Here is a 19,947-nt window from a genome sequence, read left to right on the forward strand (position 1 = left end):
CGTTATTTGACGGTTTCGACGGATGACAACCTAAACTATTGAAATTGTTGGTACGCCCAAGGGGAATCGAACCCCTGTTTGCGCCGTGAGAGGGCGCCGTCCTGACCGCTAGACGATGGGCGCAGCCGTGAGGGCGATATAGGCTGGCGAATTCGAAAAAGCAACCGGTCGATTTGCATCCCTTTTTCGTCGTGCCTAGCGCTGTTGCTGCTCGTCGTCCGGCGAAAAGGCAAGCTCCACCGGCAATGGCGCCTGAGCCGTCATCGGCGCGAAGCTGCCCGTTTCATCGGCAGGCACAGCCTGGGTGGTGGCGACGCGCCAGATCACGAAAACCAGGAATGCGGCGGCTATGATCACGGCCACATACATGAAGGCCTGCGTGCCCACGACCACCGACAGGCCGGTGACGATGCCCGGAACGACGAAGCCGGACAGCGACCACGCAAACAGCAGCGAACTTGACAGCGCCACCAGATCGTCCTTGCCGGCCCTGTCGTTGGCGTGGGCGCTACCTAGCGAATAAATCGATTCCGAAGCGCCATCCCAGATCACATAGATGACGATGAGCAACCCCAGCGCCCCGCCGTCGAAGCCAAGCGCCAGCAGGCCGCCGGCGGCGGCCAGGCCGGAAGCGCCGATCAGCACGTAGCGGCGGTCGGTGCGATCGGAAATCCAGCCGAACGGAATTTGCAGCAACAGCGTGCCGAGCGGCATGCACGACAACAGCAGCGCCACATCGGCCTGGCTGTAGCCTTTGGCCGTCGCATGGATCGGGGCAAAGCCGGTGATGGTCATCGACAGGCCGCCGACCGCCAGCATCGCCGCAAGGCCGACGGGAGAAATGCGCCAGGCTTTCTTCAAGGCAACAGAGGCGGCCAGTGGCGGCGGCGGCTGGGCCAGCCTGGTCAGCCCCACGGGCAGGATAGACAGCGCCGTGAAGGCGATGCCGATCAGCGGCGCCTCTGCGGTTGCCAGATCGATGAAGGCTAGCGTGAAATAGCCGACGCCGAGACCGGCGGTATAGGCGACGTAGAACACCGCCATGACCCGGCCGCGTATGGTGTTGGCGACGACATCGTTCAACCAGCTCTGCGCCACGATGAACAGGCCGCAAATGGCAAAGCCGTAAAGCGCGCGCGCAGCGATCCACAGCACCGGATAAGTGCCTGCGCCCACGCTGGCGTTGGACAGGGCAATGAGCGCCGACAGCACCATGAAAGCGCGCGCATGGCCGACACGCCGCACCAGCGGCCCGGTGAAGATGCAGCCGGCAAGCCCGCCAGCCGACAGCCCGGTCACGATCAGGCCTGCCCAGGTCGGGTCGAAGCCTTCCGCGCCGAGGCGCACGGGAATGTAGGCGAACATCAGGCCGTTGCCGATGGCGACCAGGCCCATCGAGACGATGACGCTGGCAATCGCAATCAGCGGCGTGGGTTCGCCGGCAGCGCCCGCGCGGTCGTCTACGGCTTCAGTATCGAAGGTCTTGTTCATCGCCCGATCATGGCCTGTCCGCCTCGCTCGAGGCGGCAGCAAAAGCGACACGCTTTGGATACAACTACGTCTTGGCGCCGTTGCGAATGGCCGTGGACGACAGCACCGAGCGCGGGCCGTGGATGAAGGTCCAGGCAGGCGCCTTCATGCGCGCCAGGCGCGGCGCATCGTTTTCGTCGACGCGCGCATAGTCGAACGTCTTGGCCACCACCGAGGACAGGAACGACAGCGTAGCCCCCGGCCGGTCGATGACGGCAATGGGAAAGGTCAGCATGATCTGGCGCCAGCGCTGCCAGCGGTGGAATTCGCGCAGGCTGTCGGCGCCCATGATCCAGACGAAATCGATGCCGGGGTTCTTCGCATGCACCAGCGCCAGCGTGTCGGCGGTGTAGCGCACGTGATGCGCGGCCTCGAAGGCGGTCACCTTGACGCGCGGATCACGTGCCGTGCGCTCGGACAGGCGGATGCGCTCGGCAAGCGGCGCCAGCTCGCGCGTCGCCTTGAGCGGATTGCCGGGGGTGACGATCCACCAGAGCTGGTCCAGCGCAAGTCGTCTGAGCGCAATGTCGGCAACCAGTGCGTGGCCTGCATGCGGCGGATTGAACGAGCCGCCGAACAGGCCGACCTGCATGCCTTTTTCGACATGCGGCATGCGCAGATACTGGCGGGCGACGGCAGGCGGCACGGACGAGAGCACGCCCGCTCTCACTGCCTGACGGCGAAGCCGGTCAAGGCCGCACCTGTCCGGAACCGCGCACGCGATACTTGAACGAGGTGAGTTGTTCGACGCCGACCGGGCCGCGCGCATGCATCTTGCCGGTGGCGATGCCGATCTCGGCGCCCATGCCGAACTCGCCGCCATCGGCGAACTGGGTCGAGGCGTTGTGCAAGAGAATGGCCGAATCAATCTCGTTGAAGAAGCGCTCGACCGCTTTGGCATCCTCCGCCACGATTGCCTCGGTGTGGTGCGAGGAATAGGTCTCGATATGCTCGATGGCTCCGGCAACCCCGTCGACCAGCTTCGCCGAGATGATGGCGTCGAGATATTCCGTGTGCCAGTCGGCCTCGCCTGCCGGCGTGGCATCGCCGAACGCGGCCAGCACATCCACGTCCGCCCGTATCTCGCAGCCGGCTGCGCTGAGCGCTTCCAGAACCGGCTTCAGGTGCGTCGAGACAACCGCACGGTCGATCAGCAGCGTCTCGGCCGCGCCGCAGACGCCGGTGCGGCGCATCTTGGCGTTGACCGCCACCTTCACCGCCATGTCGAGATCGGCGGACTTGTCGATATAGAGGTGGCAGATGCCTTCCAGATGCGCGAACACCGGCACCCGCGCTTCGGTCTGCACCCGCTCGACCAGGCTGCGTCCGCCGCGCGGGATGATCACGTCGAGATTTCCGGCAAGCCCCTTCAGCATCTCGCCGACAGCGGCGCGGTCGGTGGTCGGCACGAGTTGGATCGCCTCTTGCGGCAGGCCCGCAGTCCTCAAGCCTTCGACGAGGCAGGCATGGATGGCCGCCGACGAGTTCAGCGAATCCGAACCGCCGCGCAAAATCACCGGATTGCCGGCCTTCAGGCACAGCGCCCCGCCATCGGCTGTGACGTTCGGCCGGCTTTCATAGATGACACCGACGACGCCAAGCGGCGTGCGCACCCGCTCGATATGCAGGCCGTTGGGCCGATCCCATTCGGCAATGACGTCGCCTACCGGATCGCGCAGTTCGGCAATGGCGCGGATGCCGTCGGCCATGGCGCGGATGCGCGCCGGCGAAAGCTTCAGGCGGTCCATCATCGCCGGCGACAGGCCGGCCTCCTCGCCGTTCGACATATCGATGGCGTTGGCGTCGAGGATATCCTGTTCAGAAGCGGCGATGGCCTCGGCCATGCCGACCAGCGCGGCATGCTTGCGCTCGGCCGTGGCGATCGCCAGTGGCCGTGCGGCAGCGCGCGCCTTGCGGCCGATCCCGGCCATCATGGCAATGGTGTCGTCAGTGGATCGGTCATGCGCCTTCAGCATGTCTCATCCTTCCGCTTATGCTTCGACGTCGCTCACCACCAGATCGTCGCGGTGGATCATGGCCGAACGCGCCTCATAGCCGAGCACAGCCTCGATCTCGGCAGTTTTCAATCCGGCGATCCTTACGGCATCGGCGGCATCGTACGCAACCAGCCCGCGCGCGATCTCGCGGCTGTCCGGCGAAAGGATCGCCACCGTATCGCCGCGCGAGAAATTGCCGCTCACCTGTTTTACGCCGGCCGGCAGCAGCGATTTGCCCGACAACAGCGCCTTGACCGCGCCCTCGTCCACCGTCAGCCGCCCCGCCGGCTCGAGCTGACCGGCGATCCAGGTCTTGTAGCCCTTGACCGGATGCGTGCTCGGCCGAAACAGGGTCGCCCGCTCGCCGCGCTCGATCGCCATCAACGGCGACTGGCGCGTGCCGGCGGTAATGATCATCGCGGTCCCCGCGGCCGTGGCGATCTTGCCGGCGTCGAGCTTGGTGCGCATGCCGCCGCGCGACAGTTCGGAAGCGGCAGCCCCCGCCATCGCCTCGATATCGGGCGTGATGCGCTCGACCAATGGAATGAACGCCGCCTTCGGGTCGCGCGCCGGCGGTGCCGTGTAAAGCCCGTCAATGTCGGAAAGCAGCACCAGAAGGTCCGCCCCCATCATGGTGGCGACGCGTGCCGCCAGCCGGTCGTTGTCGCCATAGCGGATTTCGGAAGTCGCCACCGTGTCGTTCTCGTTGATGACCGGGATGGCCTTCATCTTGAGCAGCGTCGAGATGGTGGCGCGCGCATTGAGATAGCGGCGGCGCTCCTCGGTATCGCCAAGCGTGAGCAGGATCTGCCCCGATTTCAGGCCGTGGCTGCCCAGCGCATCCGACCATGCGCCGGCTAGCGCGATCTGGCCGACCGCGGCGGCCGCCTGGCTTTCCTCCAGCTTCAGCGCCCGCTTGCCGAGCCCCAGAATGGTGCGGCCGAGCGCGATGGCGCCGGACGAGACGACGAGGATTTCCGCGCCGCCTTCGGCCAGCGTTCCGATGTCGTCGGCAAGCGAAGCCAGCCAGTCGCGCTTCAGCCCCTTGGTGCGGTCGACCAGCAGCGCCGAGCCGATCTTGACCGCGATGCGGCGGTAGCTCTTCAGTGAAAGCGTAGTCGAGCCCGTCGCCATAACCGTCAGGCTTTCCACCGATCGTCGGCCGCCTTGGCGCTGGCCGGCAGACCCCGCGCTTCTTCCACCACGGCCATCAACCCGCGCAACACGGCCTCGACCCCCTCGCCGGTCACGGCAGACAACAGCACTGGCGCCTTGCCGGCCGCCCGCTTCAGCGAAGCGAGCTTCTTCTTGCGCGCATCGGCGTCAAGGATATCGACCTGGCTGAGCGCCACGATTTCCGGCTTTTCGGCAAGGCCATGACCATAGGCTTCGAGTTCGCGGCGCACGGTCTTGTAGGCCTTGCCTGCATTGTCCTCCAGCGCCGACACCAGATGCAGCAACACGCGCGTGCGCTCGACATGGCCGAGGAAGCGGTCGCCGATGCCGACGCCCTCATGCGCGCCTTCGATGAGGCCCGGAATGTCGGCAATGACGAATTCGCGCGCATCGATGCGGGCAACGCCGAGACCGGGATGCAGCGTCGTGAACGGATAGTCGGCAATCTTCGGCTTGGCCGCCGTCACCGCAGCGAGGAAGGTCGATTTGCCGGCATTGGGCAGGCCGACCAGCCCGGCATCGGCGATCAGCTTCAGCCTCAGCCAGATGTTCATCTCTTCGCCCGCCAGGCCGGGATTGGCGCGGCGCGGCGCCTGGTTGGTCGAGGTCTTGAAATGCTGGTTGCCGAAGCCGCCATTGCCACCCTTGGCAAGCAGGAAACGCTGGCCGACCCGAACCATGTCGCAGATCAGCGTCTCGTTGTCTTCGGCCATCACCTGCGTGCCGACCGGCACTTTCAGCGTCACGTCGGTGCCCTTGGCGCCGGTCATGTTGCGGCCCATGCCATGCGTTCCGGTCTTGGCCTTGAAATGCTGCTGGTAGCGATAATCGATCAGCGTGTTCAGCCCGTCGACCACTTCGACCCAGACATCGCCGCCGCGCCCGCCGTCGCCGCCGTCCGGCCCGCCAAACTCGATGAATTTTTCGCGCCGGAACGATACCGAACCGGCGCCACCGTCGCCGGAGCGTATGTAGACCTTGGCTTGATCGAGAAATTTCATCGGACGCTGCTGTTTCCGCTGCTATTGCGTTTCATGGAACGGCCTTCCCTACCCTAAGGTGGCGCCCAGCGCGAGAGCAGGCAAATCGATTCTGGCGGGTGAACAGGAGATATCGCAATGAAGCTGGTGACTTACAATGTGCAATTCGGCGTCGGCCGTGACGACAAGGTCGGCCTTGAGCGCATTGCCGAAAGCGTCGCTGGTGCCGACATCATCGCCTTGCAGGAGGTCACCCGCAACTATCCCACCAATGGCGGCATCGACATGGTTGCCGGCCTCACCGCTCTGTTGCCAAACCATTTTCACGTCTACGGCGCGGCGATGGATATCGATTTCGGCGCTCTGGTGCCCAATCCGCCCAAGCCCGCGCTGCGCTTCCAGTTCGGCAACATGCTTTTCTCGCGCTGGCCGATTGCTTCCAGCCGCAACCTGCTTTTGCCGCGCAGCCGCACCTACGACAAGGCCAATCTGCAGCGCGCCGCACTCGAAGGCCTGATCGTCACGCCGCTGGGGCCGCTGCGCGTCTACAGCGTCCATCTCGACCATGTGAACCCGCAAGAGCGCGTCATGCAGGTCCGCCACCTGAAAGAGCGAGCCTTCGCCTATCCCATGGAAGGAGGCTCCATCACCGGCGCCGGCGAATACGGCTTTCCCGAACCGCCCTGCCCCGAGGATTTCATCCTCATGGGCGATTTCAACATGCGCCCCGGCGAACCTGAATATGCCGAGATGACCGGCGCGCCCGATCCCCTGTTCGGTCGCCGCATCGTTGCCCATCATCCCGTCGACGCCTCCCGCCTCGCCGGTCCGCCCCCCGAAGGCAGCGTAAGCTGGACCGATCTTTCCGGCGCCGGCAAGCACTCGCGCCTCGACTATTGCTTCGTGTCTGCCGGCCTCGCCCGGAACGTGAAGGAGTGCTGGATAGACAATGACGCCGACGGCTCTGACCACCAGCCGGTCTGGACCGTGCTGGAGTAATCCAGAGCGCTCATTTTGCCCAGCACAAGCGAATCCAGAGTGTCGAGAATCCGATGCTCAAACAAGGAGCTAGGTCGCCACTATGCATTTTCGCCGCATTCAGGGGCGATTTTGACCCGACCCAGAAGAGGCCGCGCTGCTGCGCAGCCAAACGTTTATTCGTCGCTACGACCTAGCGGCTGCCGAAGATCGCCGACCCGACACGTACGCTGGTGGCGCCGAAAGCTATTGCCAGTTCGTAGTCGCCGGACATGCCCATGGAGAGTTTGCCCACGCTGGCTTCGCGCGCCAGCTTTTCCAGCAAGGCGAAATGCGGCCCCGGGTTTTCTTCCGCGGGGGGAATGCACATCAGGCCTTCGATGGCGAGCCCGTGCGCTTCGCGGCAACGCTTGACGAAGGCGACGGCGTCTTTCGGGTCTATGCCTGCTTTCTGCGGTTCGGACCCGGTATTGACCTGGACATAAAGCCTGAGAGCCCGACCTTGCCTGGCCATTTCCTTGGCAAGCTCCGCTGCTATCTTTTCGCGATCGACGGTTTCGATGACGTCAAACAGCGCTACGGCTTCCTTGGCCTTGTTGGATTGCAACGGGCCGATCAGGTGTAGTTCGATGTCGGGAAATTCGACCTTGAGGGCGGGCCACTTGCCCTGGGCTTCCTGCACCCGGTTCTCTCCGAACACGCGCTGTCCGGCCTTGATGACAGGGCGAATCGTTTCTGTGTCGAAGGTTTTGGAAACGGCGACAAGGGAAGCAGCGCTTGCCTCACGATCGGCTTGGCGTTCGGCTGCCGCGATCCTTGCCTTGACCAGCGCCAGTTGTTCGACCGCATTGCCCATACCGTAATCCTGTCATTTCAAACATGCCGATTTTGCCCCGGCGGTGCACCATACGGTTGACGGGTTCTCGAAACCGTGGTGAAGACCGGGGCCATGCTCCCGCAACCGGCGCAAGCCCGGCTGCTTTCCGTATGCTTTTAAAAGAAAAACCGGTCATGGCAACCGAACGATACAATCCGCGCGCGTCCGAACCCAAATGGCAGAAGGCCTGGGATGCCGAGAAGCTGTTCGAGACGAAGAACGAGGACCCGCGGCCGAAATATTACGTGCTCGAGATGTTCCCCTATCCGTCGGGGCGCATCCATATGGGTCATGTCCGCAACTATACGATGGGCGACGTGGTCGCGCGTTATCACCGCGCCAAGGGCGAGAACGTGCTGCACCCGATGGGCTGGGACGCCTTCGGCCTGCCGGCCGAGAACGCCGCCCGCGACAACAAGGTCAATCCCCGCGACTGGACCTACGCCAACATCGAAACGATGAAGGGCCAGTTGAAGACGATGGGCCTGTCGCTCGACTGGTCGCGCGAGATCGCCACCTGCAATCCGAGCTACTATCGCCACCAGCAAAAGATGTTTCTGGATTTCTGGCGGGCCGGTCTGGCCGAGCGCAAGTCGGCCAAGGTCAACTGGGACCCGGTCGACATGACCGTGCTCGCCAACGAGCAGGTCATCGACGGCAAGGGCTGGCGCTCTGGCGCTCCCGTCGAGCAGCGCGACCTGACGCAGTGGTTCTTCAAGATCACCTCGATGGCGCAGGACCTGGTCGACAGCCTGGCGACGCTTGACCGCTGGCCCGAAAAGGTCCGCATCATGCAGCAGAACTGGATCGGCCGTTCAGAAGGCCTTCTGGTACGCTGGCCGCTGGCCGAGGGAACCGCGCCGGCGGGCGAAAGCGAACTCGAAATTTATACGACCCGCCCCGACACCATTTTCGGCGCTTCCTTCATGGCCATTGCCGCCGATCATCCGCTCGCCAGAAAGGCGGCCGAGACCAACCCGCAGCTTGCCGCCTTCATCGACGATGTCCACCATATGGGCACTTCCGCCGCGACGCTCGAGACGGCGGACAAGAAGGGATACGATGCCGGCATTCGCGTCGTCCATCCGTTCGACCAGAACTGGACGCTGCCGGTCTATGTCGCCAATTTCGTGTTGATGGACTATGGCACCGGCGCGATTTTCGGTTGCCCCGCACATGACCAGCGCGATCTCGATTTTGCCAACAAATACGGCTTGCCGGTGGTGCCGGTGGTCAAGCCTGACGGCGTCGATGCTGCCACCTTCCAGATTACGGAAGAAGCCTATTCCGACGGCGGCACGATGATCAATTCGCGCTTCCTGGATGGCATGGCACCGGAGCAGGCGTTCAACGAGGTCGCGACGCGGCTGTCCGGCGTCGCCATCGGCAACCGGCCGCAGGCCGAGCGCAAGGTGCAGTTCCGCTTGCGCGACTGGCTGATCTCGCGCCAGCGCTATTGGGGCTGCCCCATTCCGGTGATCCACTGCGACGACTGCGGCGCAGTGCCGGTTCCTGTCGAGCAACTGCCTGTCGAACTGCCGTCCGACGTGACCTTCGACAAGCCCGGCAATCCGCTCGACCATCATCCGACCTGGAAGCATGCCGATTGCCCGAAATGCGGCAAGAAGGCCCGGCGCGACACCGACACGATGGATACTTTCGTCGACTCGTCGTGGTATTTCGCGCGCTTCACCGATCCCTGGAACGAGGCCGAGCCAACGACGCTGGCCTATGTCGACGGCAAGAGCGGCTGGCTGCCGGTCAACCAGTATATCGGAGGCATCGAACATGCGATCCTTCACCTGCTGTATTCGCGCTTCTTCACCCGCGCCATGAAGGCGACAGGCCATGTCAACGCCGTCGAAGAGCCGTTCGAGGGCCTGTTCACGCAGGGCATGGTTGTGCACGAGACCTATAAAGGCCCGATGGGCTGGGTCACGCCCGCCGAAGTCAGCATCGAGGAGATCGATGGCAAGCGCCAGGCGACGATGATCGCCGGAGGCACTCCTGTCGAAATCGGCTCGATCGAGAAGATGTCGAAGTCACGCAAGAATGTGGTCGATCCGGACGACATCATCGCCAGCTACGGCGCGGATACGGCTCGCTGGTTCATGCTGTCGGACTCGCCTCCCGAACGTGACGTCATCTGGACCGAGGCCGGAGTCGACGGCGCCCACCGTTTTGTCCAGCGCGTCTGGCGGCTGGTTGCGGACGCAGCGCCGCCCTTGCAGGGCATTGCGCCGAAGGCCGCGTCAGACGGGGACGCGGCGGCCGTGTCGCGCGCCGCCCACAAGATCCTCAAGGCGGTGGGGGAAGACATCGAGCGGCTGCATTTCAACAAGGCCGTGGCCCGTCTCTACGAGCTTACCAATGTGTTGTCGCCGCAGGTTGCCGCGGTCATCGAGGGCAAGGCCGAACGCGCCGGAGCAGTCCGGCAAGCGCTCGAGTTCCTCGTCATCATGATCGCGCCGATGATGCCGCATCTGGCCGAAGAATCCTGGCACGCGCTGGGTGGCAAGGGGCTGGTGGCAGCTCAACCGTGGCCAGTGTTCGATCCGGCGCTCGTCGTCGACAACGAGATCGTGCTGCCCGTGCAGGTCAACGGAAAAAAGCGCGGCGATTTGACAATCGCCCGCGACGCGGATCAAGCTGCGGTCGAAAAGGCGGCACTGGCTCTCGACTTCGTGCAGAAGGCACTTGAGGGCAAGACACCGCGCAAAGTGATCGTCGTGCCCCAGAGGATCGTCAATGTCGTTGCATGAAGACAGCAAGCCCGCCGTGGCGCGCCGCTTGCGCCCCGCCTTGCTAGCTGGACTGTTTCTTTGTGCGGCACTGGCCTCGGCCTGCACGGTGCGCCCGCTCTATTCCAATGCGCAGCTCTCGGCGGGCAGCGACGTCGGCGCGGCTGAGGAATTGGCATCGATTGCCGTCAAGCCGGTCAAGACGCGCTACGCGCAGCAAGTGCGCAACAATTTGATCTTCGCCTTAACGCGCGGTGCGGGCGAGCCCGCCACGCCAGCCTATTCGCTCGACCTCGGCGTGACCAAACTGGTCCAGTCCGCTGCCACCATCCAGGTGACCACGGATCAGGACGAACCGACCGCCGGAACGGTGACGCTGACGGCGGCCTACAAGCTGGCTGAGACCGGCACCGGCAAGGTTGTCGGTACGGGCCAGCGCTCGATCTCGTCGTCATTCGACAGGCCGACGCAGGAGTTCGCCTCCTACCGAGCCCAGATCGATGCCGAGAACCGCGCCGCACGCGAACTGGCCGAACTGTTGCGTCTGGCGATTGCCCAGGACCTGACGAAGCGCCAGTAGCGCTTCGTCGTTTTATCCGTCGATCAGTGGCCGATCTTCTGGCCGGTCTTGGCCCAATCGGCGAGGAAGGCTTCGAGCCCCTTGTCGGTCAGCGGATGCTTGACCAGTGCACGCAAAGTGGCGGGTGGCACCGTGGCGACATCCGCTCCGATGATCGCCGCGTCCTTGACGTGGTTGATGGTGCGTACCGAAGCGACAAGGATTTCCGTGGCGAAGTCGTAGTTGTCGTAGATCTGGCGGATCTCGGAAATCAGGTCCATGCCTTCGATGCCGGTATCATCAAGACGACCGACAAAGGGCGAGATGAACGAGGCGCCGGCCTTGGCGGCAAGCAGCGCCTGGGTGGCCGAGAAGCACAGCGTGACGTTGACCATGCGGCCTTCCGAGCGGATCGCCTTGCAGGCCTTCAGCCCGTCGAATGTCAGCGGCACCTTGATCGCGACGTTGTCGGCGATCTTGGCCAGCACCTTGGCTTCGGCCATCATGCCGGCATAGTCTGTGGCGGTGACTTCGGCCGAGACAGGACCCTTGACGATGTCGCAGATCTGGCGCGTCACTTCATCGATCTTGCCGCCGGATTTCAGGATCAGTGAGGGGTTGGTGGTGACGCCGTCGACCAGTCCCAGTTCGTTCAGTTCGCGGATTTCCTTGATGTCGGCGGTATCAACGAAGAATTTCATATCAGTCTCCTTGGAATTTTCCGGGTGGCGGGAGGGCACGCTCGGCGTTGGCCTTTGCTCTAGACCAAAGTCGGGGCAAGGTCACGCTTGATGAGCAAAGATTCGCCTTTCGATGCAGCCGTTCCGGTATTGGTTCCCATGCCGGCGGAACGCCCCTACACCTATGCGGTTCCGAGCGGGATGTGCGTGGTGCCGGGTTCGATCGTGCGCGTGCCGCTCGGACCGCGGCAGGTTGCCGGCATCGTCTGGGACGGTGCGGTCGAAAACATCGACTCGAAAAAACTGCGGCCTATCGAACAGGTGTTCGTCTGTCCCCCGATCGATCATGCCACGCGTCGTTTCGTCGACTGGGTTGCTCAGTACACCCTGTCGCCGCCCGGCATGGTGGCGCGCATGCTGTTGCGTGCTCCCGAAGCCTTCGATCCCGAGCCTTGGATCGAGGGCCTGCGGCGCACGATGGCGGAACCGGATCGGCTGACAGCGGCGCGCTCGCGCGTCCTCGAAATGGCTTCGGACGGCTTATCCTGGACACGTTCCGGGCTGGCCCATGCGGCCGGCGTATCCTCTACAGTTATCGACGGGTTGAAAGCGCAAGGCGTGTTCGAGCAAGTAAAGATACCGCCGCGCCCGGTGGTCGTTGCGCCCGATACCAATTATGCCGCGCCCGACCTGATGCCGGACCAGAAGGATGCCGCCGACATGTTGCGCGCCGGCTTCGCGACTGACGGCTTCAGCGTCACACTGCTCGATGGCGTGACCGGCTCCGGCAAAACCGAGGTATATTTCGAAGCCGTGGCCGCTGCCCTGCAGCAAGGCAGGCAGGTTTTGATCCTGCTGCCCGAGATCGCGCTCACCCATGCCTTCCTCGAGCGCTTCCAGAACCGCTTCGGGGCCAAGCCGGCCGAGTGGCATTCCGACTTGCCGCCACGCATGCGCGAGCGTGTCTGGCGGCAGGTGGCGGAAGGCACGGTTCGGGTAGTGGCTGGCGCCCGTTCGGCGCTGTTCCTGCCGTTCAAGGAGCTCGGCCTGATCGTCGTCGACGAGGAGCACGACCCCGCTTACAAGCAGGAGGACCGGGTCTTCTACAATGCCCGCGACATGGCGGTGGTGCGGGGCCATATCGGTGGGTTTCCGGTGGTGTTGGCTTCGGCGACGCCTTCCGTCGAAAGCCGCGTCAATGCCATGCAGGGCCGCTACAAGCGCGCCGTGCTGTCGTCGCGCTTTGCCGATGCGGCCCTCCCGGACCTCAAGGCTATCGACATGCGTCGCGCACCTCCTACACGGGGCGGGTTCCTGTCGCCCGTCCTGCTTTCCCATATCCGGCAAGGGCTGAAAAAACGGGAACAGTCGCTGTTGTTCCTCAACCGGCGCGGTTACGCGCCGCTCACGCTGTGCCGGGTCTGCGGCCACCGCTTCGGCTGTCCTGTCTGCTCGTCCTGGCTGGTCGAGCACCGCTTTCGCGGTCAACTTGTCTGCCACCACTGCGGCCATGCCGAGAAGCGGCCCGAAGCATGTCCGGAATGCGGAACCTTCGATCATCTGGTCGCTTGCGGGCCGGGTGTCGAACGCATCGCCGAGGAAGTTGTGACGCATTTTCCCAATGCCCGCACCATCGTCTTGTCCTCCGACATGCTGGGCGGCGTGCGCCGGCTGAGGCTGGAACTGGAGGCCATCGCCAACGGCGACGCCGACATTGTCATCGGCACGCAACTCGTCGCCAAGGGCCACAACTTTCCCAACATGACGCTTGTCGGCGTGGTCGATGCCGACCTCGGCCTCGCCAATGGCGACCCTCGCGCCACGGAGCGCACCTTCCAGCTATTGTCCCAGGTCACGGGCCGCGCAGGGCGGACCGGCAAAAAGAGCCTCGGTCTGTTGCAGACCTACCAGCCTGACCATCCGGTGATGCAGGCAATCGTCTCGGGTGATTCCGAAAATTTCTACATGCGCGAGATCGCGGAACGGGAGCGTGCCGCGCTGCCGCCGTTCGGGCGGTTGGCCGGCATCATCGTAAGTGCCGCGACGCGTGCCGAAGCAGAATCACATGCGCGCGGCCTGCGCCGGGCAGTACCCGAGGCATCCGAAATCCACCTCCTCGGCCCGGCGGAAGCGCCGCTGGCGCTAATCGGCGGGCGGCACAGGTTTCGGCTCCTGGTGCATGGCGAACGCCGCTGCGACATTCAAGGCTTCATCCGCCAGATACTGGCGGCTGGCCCGAAACCGCGCGGCTCGGTGCGCGTGCAAGTCGATATCGATCCGCAGAGTTTTTTATAAGGTCAAGGAGGTCGCCCTTGCCTTTCTCGCTGCTTAGGGGGAAGGCTAAAGCATGTCGCCCGAAAGTGGGAACGGGTTTCGGGATCACGACATGTGTAAAACCAGAGACTTGAAGCGCGTCGCATGAATCCGTTTGAGCGCGACGCGCTGTAGGTCGAAGTGGCGGACAAAGAGGGATCGCGATGGAGTTTTCGTTTCCGTGGCCGATGAGCCAGGGCGAGTGGCTGGCATGGTCAAGTGCCGCCGTCACTGTTGCGCTGGGGCTCATATTGTTCCTGGCGCCGGGACTGGCGTTCAGGGCGCTTAGGCTCCAGCCGCATCCCGACAAGCCGGAAGCGATTGCGGAAGGACGCAGCCGTATTGCCGGCTTCTATCTTGGCCTCGGTTTGTGTGCCATTTTGCTGGCGCAACCTCTGCTCTATATGGCCCTCGGTTTTTCCTGGCTGTTCACGGCATTCGGCCGAATCCTCGGCATGATGACAGATGGCGCGAATACCCCCTACAACTGGGTCGCGATTCTGGTCGATCTGGTGTTGGCGGCATTTCCGCTTGCCTTCGCCTTCGGCTTTTTGCCCTGAAATGGCGGTTCGCGGCAGAGCTTGATCGCCGGATGCGACAATAGTGCCGGAATTCCTTGCCCGTCGATGATTGCGGTATGAAAAGGCCTGTGCTAGACGGCAATCGACTTTCAGCCGGGGGAAGCGGAAGCCGCTCCCTTGGGCTTGAGAAAACCTAAGTAAGGTCAAAGATTTAGCCAGAGTTTTTACTCGCGCCACAATCTATGGCCTGTCAAACAAGAGAAAAGACGGTCCGTGGCACAGTCGTCCTCGCCAATCTCGGGTGTTGCAGAGCGTTATGCAGGCTCACTTTTCGATCTCGCGCTTCAGGAGAATTCCGTCGCCAAGGTCGAAGCTGCGCTGACCAGCTTCGAGACCATGCTGGCCGAAAGCGCCGATCTGAAGCGCCTCATCGAAAGCCCGGTGTTTGCCGCCGAGGATCAGGAGCGCGCCATCTCCGCAATCTCCGATAAGGCCAAGATCACGGGTCTCGCCGGCAATTTCCTGCGGGTCGTGGCCCAAAACCGCCGGTTGTTCGCGGTTCCGGGCATGATCAGGGCATTCCGCAAGATTGCCGCCGAACATCGTGGCGAGGCGTCTGCCGACGTCACGTCGGCGCATGCGCTCAGCGCTGCCCAGCAGACGGAACTCAAGGCTGCGCTGAAAGGCGTCGCCGGCAAGGACGTGACCATCAACGTTACCGTCGATCCTTCGCTGCTCGGCGGCCTGATCGTCAAGATGGGCTCGCGCCAGATCGATACGTCGCTTAAAACCAAACTCAATTCGCTCAAGCTTGCACTTAAAGAGGTCGGCTGATGGACATCCGCGCCGCGGAAATCTCCGCAATTCTGAAAGATCAGATCAAGAATTTCGGCAAGGAAGCCGAAGTTTCCGAAGTCGGCCAGGTTCTGTCGGTCGGTGACGGCATCGCCCGCGTTTACGGTCTCGACAACGTTCAGGCCGGCGAGATGGTCGAGTTCCCCGGCGGCATCCGCGGCATGGCCCTCAACCTTGAAGCCGACAATGTCGGCGTCGTCATCTTCGGCAGCGACCGCGACATCAAGGAAGGCGACACCGTCAAGCGCACCGGCGCCATCGTCGACGTGCCGGTCGGTCCGGAACTGCTCGGCCGCGTCGTCGACGCACTCGGCAATCCGATCGACGGCAAGGGGCCGATCAAGACCAAGGAGCGCCGCCGCGTTGACGTCAAGGCGCCCGGTATCATCCCGCGCAAGTCGGTGCATGAGCCGATGTCGACCGGCATGAAGGCCATCGATGCGCTCATCCCCGTCGGCCGCGGCCAGCGCGAACTGGTCATCGGCGACCGCCAGACCGGCAAGACCGCCATCATCCTCGACACCATCCTCAACCAGAAGGCCATCCACGAGAGCGGTCCGGAATCGGAAAAGCTCTATTGTGTCTACGTTGCTGTCGGCCAGAAGCGTTCGACGGTCGCGCAGTTCGTGAAAATTCTCGAAGAGCGCGGCGCGCTCGACTATTCGATTATCATCGCGGCCACCGCGTCCGATCCGGCCCCGCTGCAGTACATTGCTCCCTTCGCCGGTTGCACCATGGGCGAATATTTCCGTGACAACGGCATGCATGCGCTGATCTCCTATGACGATCTGTCCAAGCAGGCCGTCGCCTATCGCCAGATGTCGCTGCTGCTGCGCCGCCCGCCGGGCCGTGAAGCCTACCCCGGCGACGTGTTCTACCTGCATTCGCGCCTGCTGGAGCGCGCTGCGAAGCTCAACGACGATCATGGCAACGGTTCGCTGACCGCCCTGCCGATCATCGAGACACAGGCCAACGACGTGTCGGCCTACATCCCGACCAACGTGATCTCGATCACCGACGGCCAGATCTTCCTGGAAACCAACCTGTTCTTCCAGGGCATCCGTCCTGCCGTGAACGTCGGCCTGTCAGTGTCGCGCGTCGGCTCCTCGGCCCAGATCAAGGCGATGAAGCAGGTTGCCGGCTCCATCAAGGGCGAGCTTGCGCAGTACCGCGAAATGGCGGCATTCGCACAGTTCGGTTCGGACCTCGACGCTTCGACCCAGCGCCTGCTCAATCGCGGCGCACGCCTGACCGAATTGCTCAAGCAGCCGCAGTTTTCGCCGCTCAAGACGGAAGAGCAGGTTGCGGTGATTTTCGCCGGCGTCAACGGCTACCTCGACAAACTGGCCGTCGGCGATGTCGGCAAGTTCGAGCAGGGCCTGCTGTCGCATATGCGCTCGACCGGCAAGGACGTTCTGGAAGCCATCCGCAAGGAAAAGGCACTCTCGGACGATCTGCGCGGCAAGCTGAAGGCCGAGATCGACACTTTCGCCAAGACCTTTGCCTGAGCAGAGATCGGCCGCGGGAACAGAGTTTGAAGCATGGCGTCACTGAAAGACCTTCGTAACCGCATCGCCTCAGTCAAGGCGACGCAGAAGATCACCAAGGCGATGCAGATGGTCGCCGCGGCGAAACTGCGCCGCGCCCAGGAAGCTGCCGAGGCCGCGCGTCCCTATTCGGAGCGCATGGCGGCGGTTCTGGCCAATATCTCCCAGGCCGTCGGCGGCGGCGGCGATGCTCCCGCGCTGATGACCGGCACCGGCAATGACGACGTGCATCTGCTCGTCGTCTGCACCGCCGAGCGCGGCCTGTGCGGCGGGTTCAACTCGCAGATCGCGCGCTTTGCCCGCGATCATATCCGCAAGCTGCTTACCGAGGGCAAGACGGTAAAGATCGTTTGCGTCGGCAAGAAGGGCTTCGACATCCTACGCCGCGATTACGCTTCGATGATCATCGAACGTGTCGATCTGCGTGAGGTCAAGACGCTCGGCTTCGTCAATGCTGATGCAATCGCCAGGAAGATCGTTAGCCTGTTCAACGAAGGCGCCTTTGACGTCTGCACCTTGTTCTATTCGCAGTTCAAGTCGGTGATCTCGCAGATCCCGACCTCGCAGCAGATCATTCCGGCTGCTACGGTTTCGACGGGCGAGGCCGCAAACGGCAGCGCCGTATACGAATACGAGCCGGAGCCCGGCGAAATCCTTTCCGATCTCATTCCGCGCAACATCTCGGTGCAGGTTTTCCGCGCGCTGCTGGAAAACGCGGCTGGCGAGATGGGCGCCAAGATGAGTGCGATGGACAATGCGACGCGCAACGCCGGCGACATGATCAACAAGCTGTCGATCACCTACAACCGGCAGCGGCAGGCGCAGATCACCAAGGAACTCATCGAGATCATTTCGGGCGCCGAGGCGCTCTAGCATGTGCCATGGAGGCCGGTGGTCTTCGTGGCGTCATGTGAGAAACAAACGGACGAAAAGGGTTAAAGACGATGGCAAAGGCAGCGACCCCCAAAAAGGCGACCGCTAAGACTTCAGCACCGGCGAAGGCCGCTGCACCGGCCAAGAAGGCGGCAGCGCCCGCCGCTGCGGCAAAGGCTCCTCGTGCGGCCGCCAAGGCCACCGGTGCTGTCGGCAAGGTTCGTCAGGTCATCGGCGCCGTCGTCGACGTGCAGTTCGAGGAAGGCCAGTTGCCCGCGATCCTGAACGCGCTGGAGACCGAGAACGTCGGTCACCGCCTTGTTCTCGAGGTTGCCCAGCACCTCGGCGAAAACACCGTGCGCACCATCGCCATGGACTCCACTGAGGGCTTGGTTCGCGGCCAGTCGGTTACCGACACCGGCGGTCCGATCTCGGTGCCGGTCGGTCCGGAAATGCTCGGCCGCATCATCAACGTCATCGGCGAACCAGTCGACGAGGAAGGCCCGGTCAAGGCGACCGAATTCCGCGCCATCCACCAGCCCGCCCCCGACTATGTCGATCAGTCGACGGAAGCCCAGATCCTCATCACGGGCATCAAGGTTCTGGACCTGCTGGCTCCCTACGCCAAGGGCGGCAAGATCGGCCTGTTCGGCGGCGCAGGCGTCGGCAAGACCGTTCTGATCCAGGAACTGATCAACAACATCGCCAAGGCGCATGGCGGCTACTCGGTGTTCGCCGGCGTCGGCGAGCGTACCCGCGAGGGCAACGATCTCTATCACGAGTTCATCGAATCCGGCGTCAACAAGAAGGGCGGCGGCGAAGGTTCCAAGGCCGCACTCGTCTACGGCCAGATGAACGAGCCGCCGGGTGCGCGCGCCCGCGTCGGCCTCACCGGCCTGACGGTTGCCGAATATTTCCGCGACCAGGGCCAGGACGTGCTGTTCTTCGTCGACAACATCTTCCGCTTCACGCAGGCAGGTTCGGAAGTGTCGGCGCTGCTTGGCCGTATTCCTTCGGCCGTAGGCTATCAGCCGACGCTGGCCACCGACATGGGTCAGTTGCAGGAGCGCATCACGACGACGCACAAGGGCTCGATCACGTCCGTGCAGGCGATTTACGTGCCCGCCGACGACTTGACCGACCCGGCGCCGGCAACCTCGTTCGCCCACTTGGACGCGACGACGACGCTCAACCGCTCCATCGCGGAAAAGGGCATTTATCCGGCCGTCGATCCGCTTGACTCGACTTCCCGCATGCTCGACCCGCTGGTGGTCGGCGAAGAACACTACCAGGTCGCGCGCCAGGTCCAGTCGACGTTGCAGCGCTACAAGTCGCTGCAAGACATCATCGCCATCCTCGGCATGGACGAACTGTCCGAGGAGGACAAGGTCACGGTTGCGCGCGCGCGCAAGATCGAGCGCTTCCTGTCGCAGCCGTTCTTCGTGGCCGAAGTGTTCACCGGTTCGCCCGGCAAGCTGGTCGACCTCGCCGACACCATCAAGGGCTTCAAGGGCCTTTGCAACGGCGAATACGACCACCTCCCAGAGGCTGCCTTCTACATGGTCGGCACCATCGAGGAAGCGGTCGACAAGGCCCAGCGTCTGGCGGCCGAGGCGGCTTAAGCATCGTTCAGACTTGCGCGAGTACCTGCCCGCGCAGATCGATCCAAACCACTGTGAGACGTCATGGCTGAGAGCTTTCAATTCGAACTGGTTTCGCCGGAGCGCCTGCTCGTTTCGGAACAGGTCGAGTCCGTCGTCATTCCCGGAGCCGAAGGCGAAATGACGGTGATGGCCAACCATGCGCCGGTCATGACCACTATCAAGCCGGGCGTCGTCACCCTCAAGGTTGCCTCCGGCCAGGAGGAGCGTTACGTGGTATTCGGCGGCTTCGCCGATATCCTGCCCGGAGGTTGCACGCTGTTGGCGGAATCGGCTGTATCGGTCAATGACATCGACCGTGAGGATATCGCCCGCCGCATCCAGGAAGCGCGCGAGGACGTAACGGACGCCAAGGACGACGATGCGCGCTCCAAGGCCGAGCGGTTCCTGAACCAACTCACGACGCTGGAAGGCGCCATCCTGCCGGCATAAGCAAGCAGCACGTCTCTTCATCATGGAGAAGCCGGGTTTCGCCCGGCTTTTTTTTATTGACGTTGCCCCGAGCCACGGCTGTGTGTTCGACCAATGAGTTGCAACAGCCGAAAAGAAGAGACCCGCGTGTTGGTTTCCACGCGGAACTGAGCCGGTTTTTCCACCGAGAAGTGAGCCACCTCTGAGTATGGTTTTCTGATCAGGGTTTGGTCAAGGGATTGGCCTTT

General features: G+C 63.3%; 17 protein-coding genes and 1 tRNA gene. 10 read left to right on the forward strand and 8 right to left on the reverse strand.

From position 1 onward, the window contains the following. Positions 1-48: 48 nt before the first annotated feature. The 6 genes from ASD64_RS18380 to obgE form a co-directional block, all read right to left on the reverse strand. Positions 49-123, reverse strand: a tRNA-Glu gene (locus ASD64_RS18380). A 72-nt stretch (positions 124-195) separates the two neighbouring features. Continuing rightward, on the reverse strand, positions 196-1,491 hold the full coding sequence (locus ASD64_RS18385; protein ID WP_056108043.1) for an MFS transporter: 1,296 nt from the start codon (positions 1,489-1,491) through the stop codon (positions 196-198). Between the two features lie 64 nt (positions 1,492-1,555). Continuing rightward, the gene (locus tag ASD64_RS18390) at positions 1,556-2,143 is read right to left on the reverse strand and encodes a nicotinate-nucleotide adenylyltransferase (protein ID WP_056108145.1); all 588 of its coding nucleotides are present in this window, start codon (positions 2,141-2,143) and stop codon (positions 1,556-1,558) included. A 76-nt stretch (positions 2,144-2,219) separates the two neighbouring features. After that, positions 2,220-3,506 carry a glutamate-5-semialdehyde dehydrogenase gene (locus ASD64_RS18395; protein WP_056108045.1) on the reverse strand — a complete coding sequence of 429 codons (1,287 nt, stop codon included), beginning with the start codon at positions 3,504-3,506 and terminating at the stop codon, positions 2,220-2,222. Positions 3,507-3,521: 15 nt separating this feature from the next. Next, a complete protein-coding gene (gene proB / locus ASD64_RS18400) occupies positions 3,522-4,661 on the reverse strand; it encodes a glutamate 5-kinase (protein WP_056108048.1) in 1,140 nt (379 codons plus the stop codon). 5 nt (positions 4,662-4,666) lie between these two features. Further along, the gene (gene obgE, locus ASD64_RS18405) at positions 4,667-5,704 is read right to left on the reverse strand and encodes a GTPase ObgE (RefSeq protein WP_056108051.1); all 1,038 of its coding nucleotides are present in this window, start codon (positions 5,702-5,704) and stop codon (positions 4,667-4,669) included. Between the two features lie 117 nt (positions 5,705-5,821). Between obgE and ASD64_RS18410 the strand changes: the two genes are divergently transcribed. Continuing rightward, positions 5,822-6,682: an endonuclease/exonuclease/phosphatase family protein gene (locus ASD64_RS18410; RefSeq protein ID WP_056108054.1), complete on the forward strand. Its 861-nt coding sequence runs from the start codon at positions 5,822-5,824 to the stop codon at positions 6,680-6,682. A gap of 172 nt (positions 6,683-6,854) precedes the next feature. Here the strand turns inward: ASD64_RS18410 and ASD64_RS18415 are convergent, their stop codons facing one another. Continuing rightward, entirely contained in the window at positions 6,855-7,517 is a 663-nt protein-coding gene (locus tag ASD64_RS18415) for a YggS family pyridoxal phosphate-dependent enzyme (RefSeq protein ID WP_056108056.1), read from the reverse strand. A 155-nt stretch (positions 7,518-7,672) separates the two neighbouring features. Between ASD64_RS18415 and leuS the strand changes: the two genes are divergently transcribed. After that, positions 7,673-10,300 carry a leucine--tRNA ligase gene (gene leuS, locus ASD64_RS18420; protein WP_056108059.1) on the forward strand — a complete coding sequence of 876 codons (2,628 nt, stop codon included), beginning with the start codon at positions 7,673-7,675 and terminating at the stop codon, positions 10,298-10,300. Then, positions 10,287-10,859, forward strand: a complete 573-nt coding sequence (gene lptE / locus ASD64_RS18425) for an LPS assembly lipoprotein LptE (protein WP_056108062.1) — start codon at positions 10,287-10,289, stop codon at positions 10,857-10,859. Before leuS ends, lptE begins: the two co-directional genes overlap by 14 nt. A 23-nt stretch (positions 10,860-10,882) precedes the next feature. On the opposite strand, the gene fsa is transcribed toward lptE, so the two are convergent. Beyond that, entirely contained in the window at positions 10,883-11,539 is a 657-nt protein-coding gene (gene fsa / locus ASD64_RS18430; RefSeq protein WP_056108064.1) for a fructose-6-phosphate aldolase, read from the reverse strand. Positions 11,540-11,629: 90 nt separating this feature from the next. Between fsa and ASD64_RS18435 the strand changes: the two genes are divergently transcribed. The 7 genes from ASD64_RS18435 (at position 11,630) to ASD64_RS18465 (ending at position 19,720) form a co-directional block, all read left to right on the forward strand. Further along, positions 11,630-13,813 carry a primosomal protein N' gene (locus tag ASD64_RS18435; RefSeq protein WP_056108069.1) on the forward strand — a complete coding sequence of 728 codons (2,184 nt, stop codon included), beginning with the start codon at positions 11,630-11,632 and terminating at the stop codon, positions 13,811-13,813. A 182-nt stretch (positions 13,814-13,995) separates the two neighbouring features. Then, the gene (locus ASD64_RS18440) at positions 13,996-14,391 is read left to right on the forward strand and encodes a DUF4345 family protein (protein ID WP_056108072.1); all 396 of its coding nucleotides are present in this window, start codon (positions 13,996-13,998) and stop codon (positions 14,389-14,391) included. Positions 14,392-14,625: 234 nt separating this feature from the next. Next, complete coding sequence (locus ASD64_RS18445) at positions 14,626-15,186, forward strand: F0F1 ATP synthase subunit delta (protein ID WP_056108075.1); 561 nt, start codon at positions 14,626-14,628, stop codon at positions 15,184-15,186. Next, a complete protein-coding gene (gene atpA, locus ASD64_RS18450; RefSeq protein ID WP_056108076.1) occupies positions 15,186-16,715 on the forward strand; it encodes a F0F1 ATP synthase subunit alpha in 1,530 nt (509 codons plus the stop codon). The genes ASD64_RS18445 and atpA overlap by 1 nt, the downstream gene beginning before the upstream one ends. A 33-nt stretch (positions 16,716-16,748) precedes the next feature. After that, on the forward strand, positions 16,749-17,627 hold the full coding sequence (locus tag ASD64_RS18455; RefSeq protein WP_056108079.1) for a F0F1 ATP synthase subunit gamma: 879 nt from the start codon (positions 16,749-16,751) through the stop codon (positions 17,625-17,627). A gap of 71 nt (positions 17,628-17,698) precedes the next feature. Beyond that, a complete protein-coding gene (gene atpD / locus ASD64_RS18460; RefSeq protein ID WP_056108082.1) occupies positions 17,699-19,249 on the forward strand; it encodes a F0F1 ATP synthase subunit beta in 1,551 nt (516 codons plus the stop codon). Positions 19,250-19,312: 63 nt separating this feature from the next. Further along, entirely contained in the window at positions 19,313-19,720 is a 408-nt protein-coding gene (locus ASD64_RS18465; RefSeq protein ID WP_056108085.1) for a F0F1 ATP synthase subunit epsilon, read from the forward strand. Positions 19,721-19,947 lie beyond the last annotated feature (227 nt).

Origin of the sequence: Mesorhizobium sp. Root157 (genome assembly GCF_001427385.1) — a bacterium.
Classification (GTDB): Bacteria; Pseudomonadota; Alphaproteobacteria; order Rhizobiales; family Rhizobiaceae; genus Mesorhizobium.

Bases quoted from the DNA above. Each gene is read 5' to 3' on its own strand.
- ASD64_RS18410 (WP_056108054.1), top strand. From the start codon at position 5,822: ATGAAGCTGGTGACTTACAATGTGCAATTCGGCGTCGGCCGTGACGAC.
- proB (WP_056108048.1), bottom strand. From the start codon at position 4,661: ATGGCGACGGGCTCGACTACGCTTTCACTGAAGAGCTACCGCCGCATC.
- lptE (WP_056108062.1), top strand. From the start codon at position 10,287: ATGTCGTTGCATGAAGACAGCAAGCCCGCCGTGGCGCGCCGCTTGCGC.
- atpA (WP_056108076.1), top strand. From the start codon at position 15,186: ATGGACATCCGCGCCGCGGAAATCTCCGCAATTCTGAAAGATCAGATC.
- leuS (WP_056108059.1), top strand. From the start codon at position 7,673: ATGGCAACCGAACGATACAATCCGCGCGCGTCCGAACCCAAATGGCAG.
- ASD64_RS18390 (WP_056108145.1), bottom strand. From the start codon at position 2,143: ATGCCGCATGTCGAAAAAGGCATGCAGGTCGGCCTGTTCGGCGGCTCG.
- ASD64_RS18455 (WP_056108079.1), top strand. From the start codon at position 16,749: ATGGCGTCACTGAAAGACCTTCGTAACCGCATCGCCTCAGTCAAGGCG.
- ASD64_RS18415 (WP_056108056.1), bottom strand. From the start codon at position 7,517: ATGGGCAATGCGGTCGAACAACTGGCGCTGGTCAAGGCAAGGATCGCG.
- ASD64_RS18435 (WP_056108069.1), top strand. From the start codon at position 11,630: ATGAGCAAAGATTCGCCTTTCGATGCAGCCGTTCCGGTATTGGTTCCC.
- atpD (WP_056108082.1), top strand. From the start codon at position 17,699: ATGGCAAAGGCAGCGACCCCCAAAAAGGCGACCGCTAAGACTTCAGCA.
- ASD64_RS18440 (WP_056108072.1), top strand. From the start codon at position 13,996: ATGGAGTTTTCGTTTCCGTGGCCGATGAGCCAGGGCGAGTGGCTGGCA.
- ASD64_RS18465 (WP_056108085.1), top strand. From the start codon at position 19,313: ATGGCTGAGAGCTTTCAATTCGAACTGGTTTCGCCGGAGCGCCTGCTC.
- obgE (WP_056108051.1), bottom strand. From the start codon at position 5,704: ATGAAATTTCTCGATCAAGCCAAGGTCTACATACGCTCCGGCGACGGT.
- ASD64_RS18395 (WP_056108045.1), bottom strand. From the start codon at position 3,506: ATGCTGAAGGCGCATGACCGATCCACTGACGACACCATTGCCATGATG.
- ASD64_RS18385 (WP_056108043.1), bottom strand. From the start codon at position 1,491: ATGAACAAGACCTTCGATACTGAAGCCGTAGACGACCGCGCGGGCGCT.
- fsa (WP_056108064.1), bottom strand. From the start codon at position 11,539: ATGAAATTCTTCGTTGATACCGCCGACATCAAGGAAATCCGCGAACTG.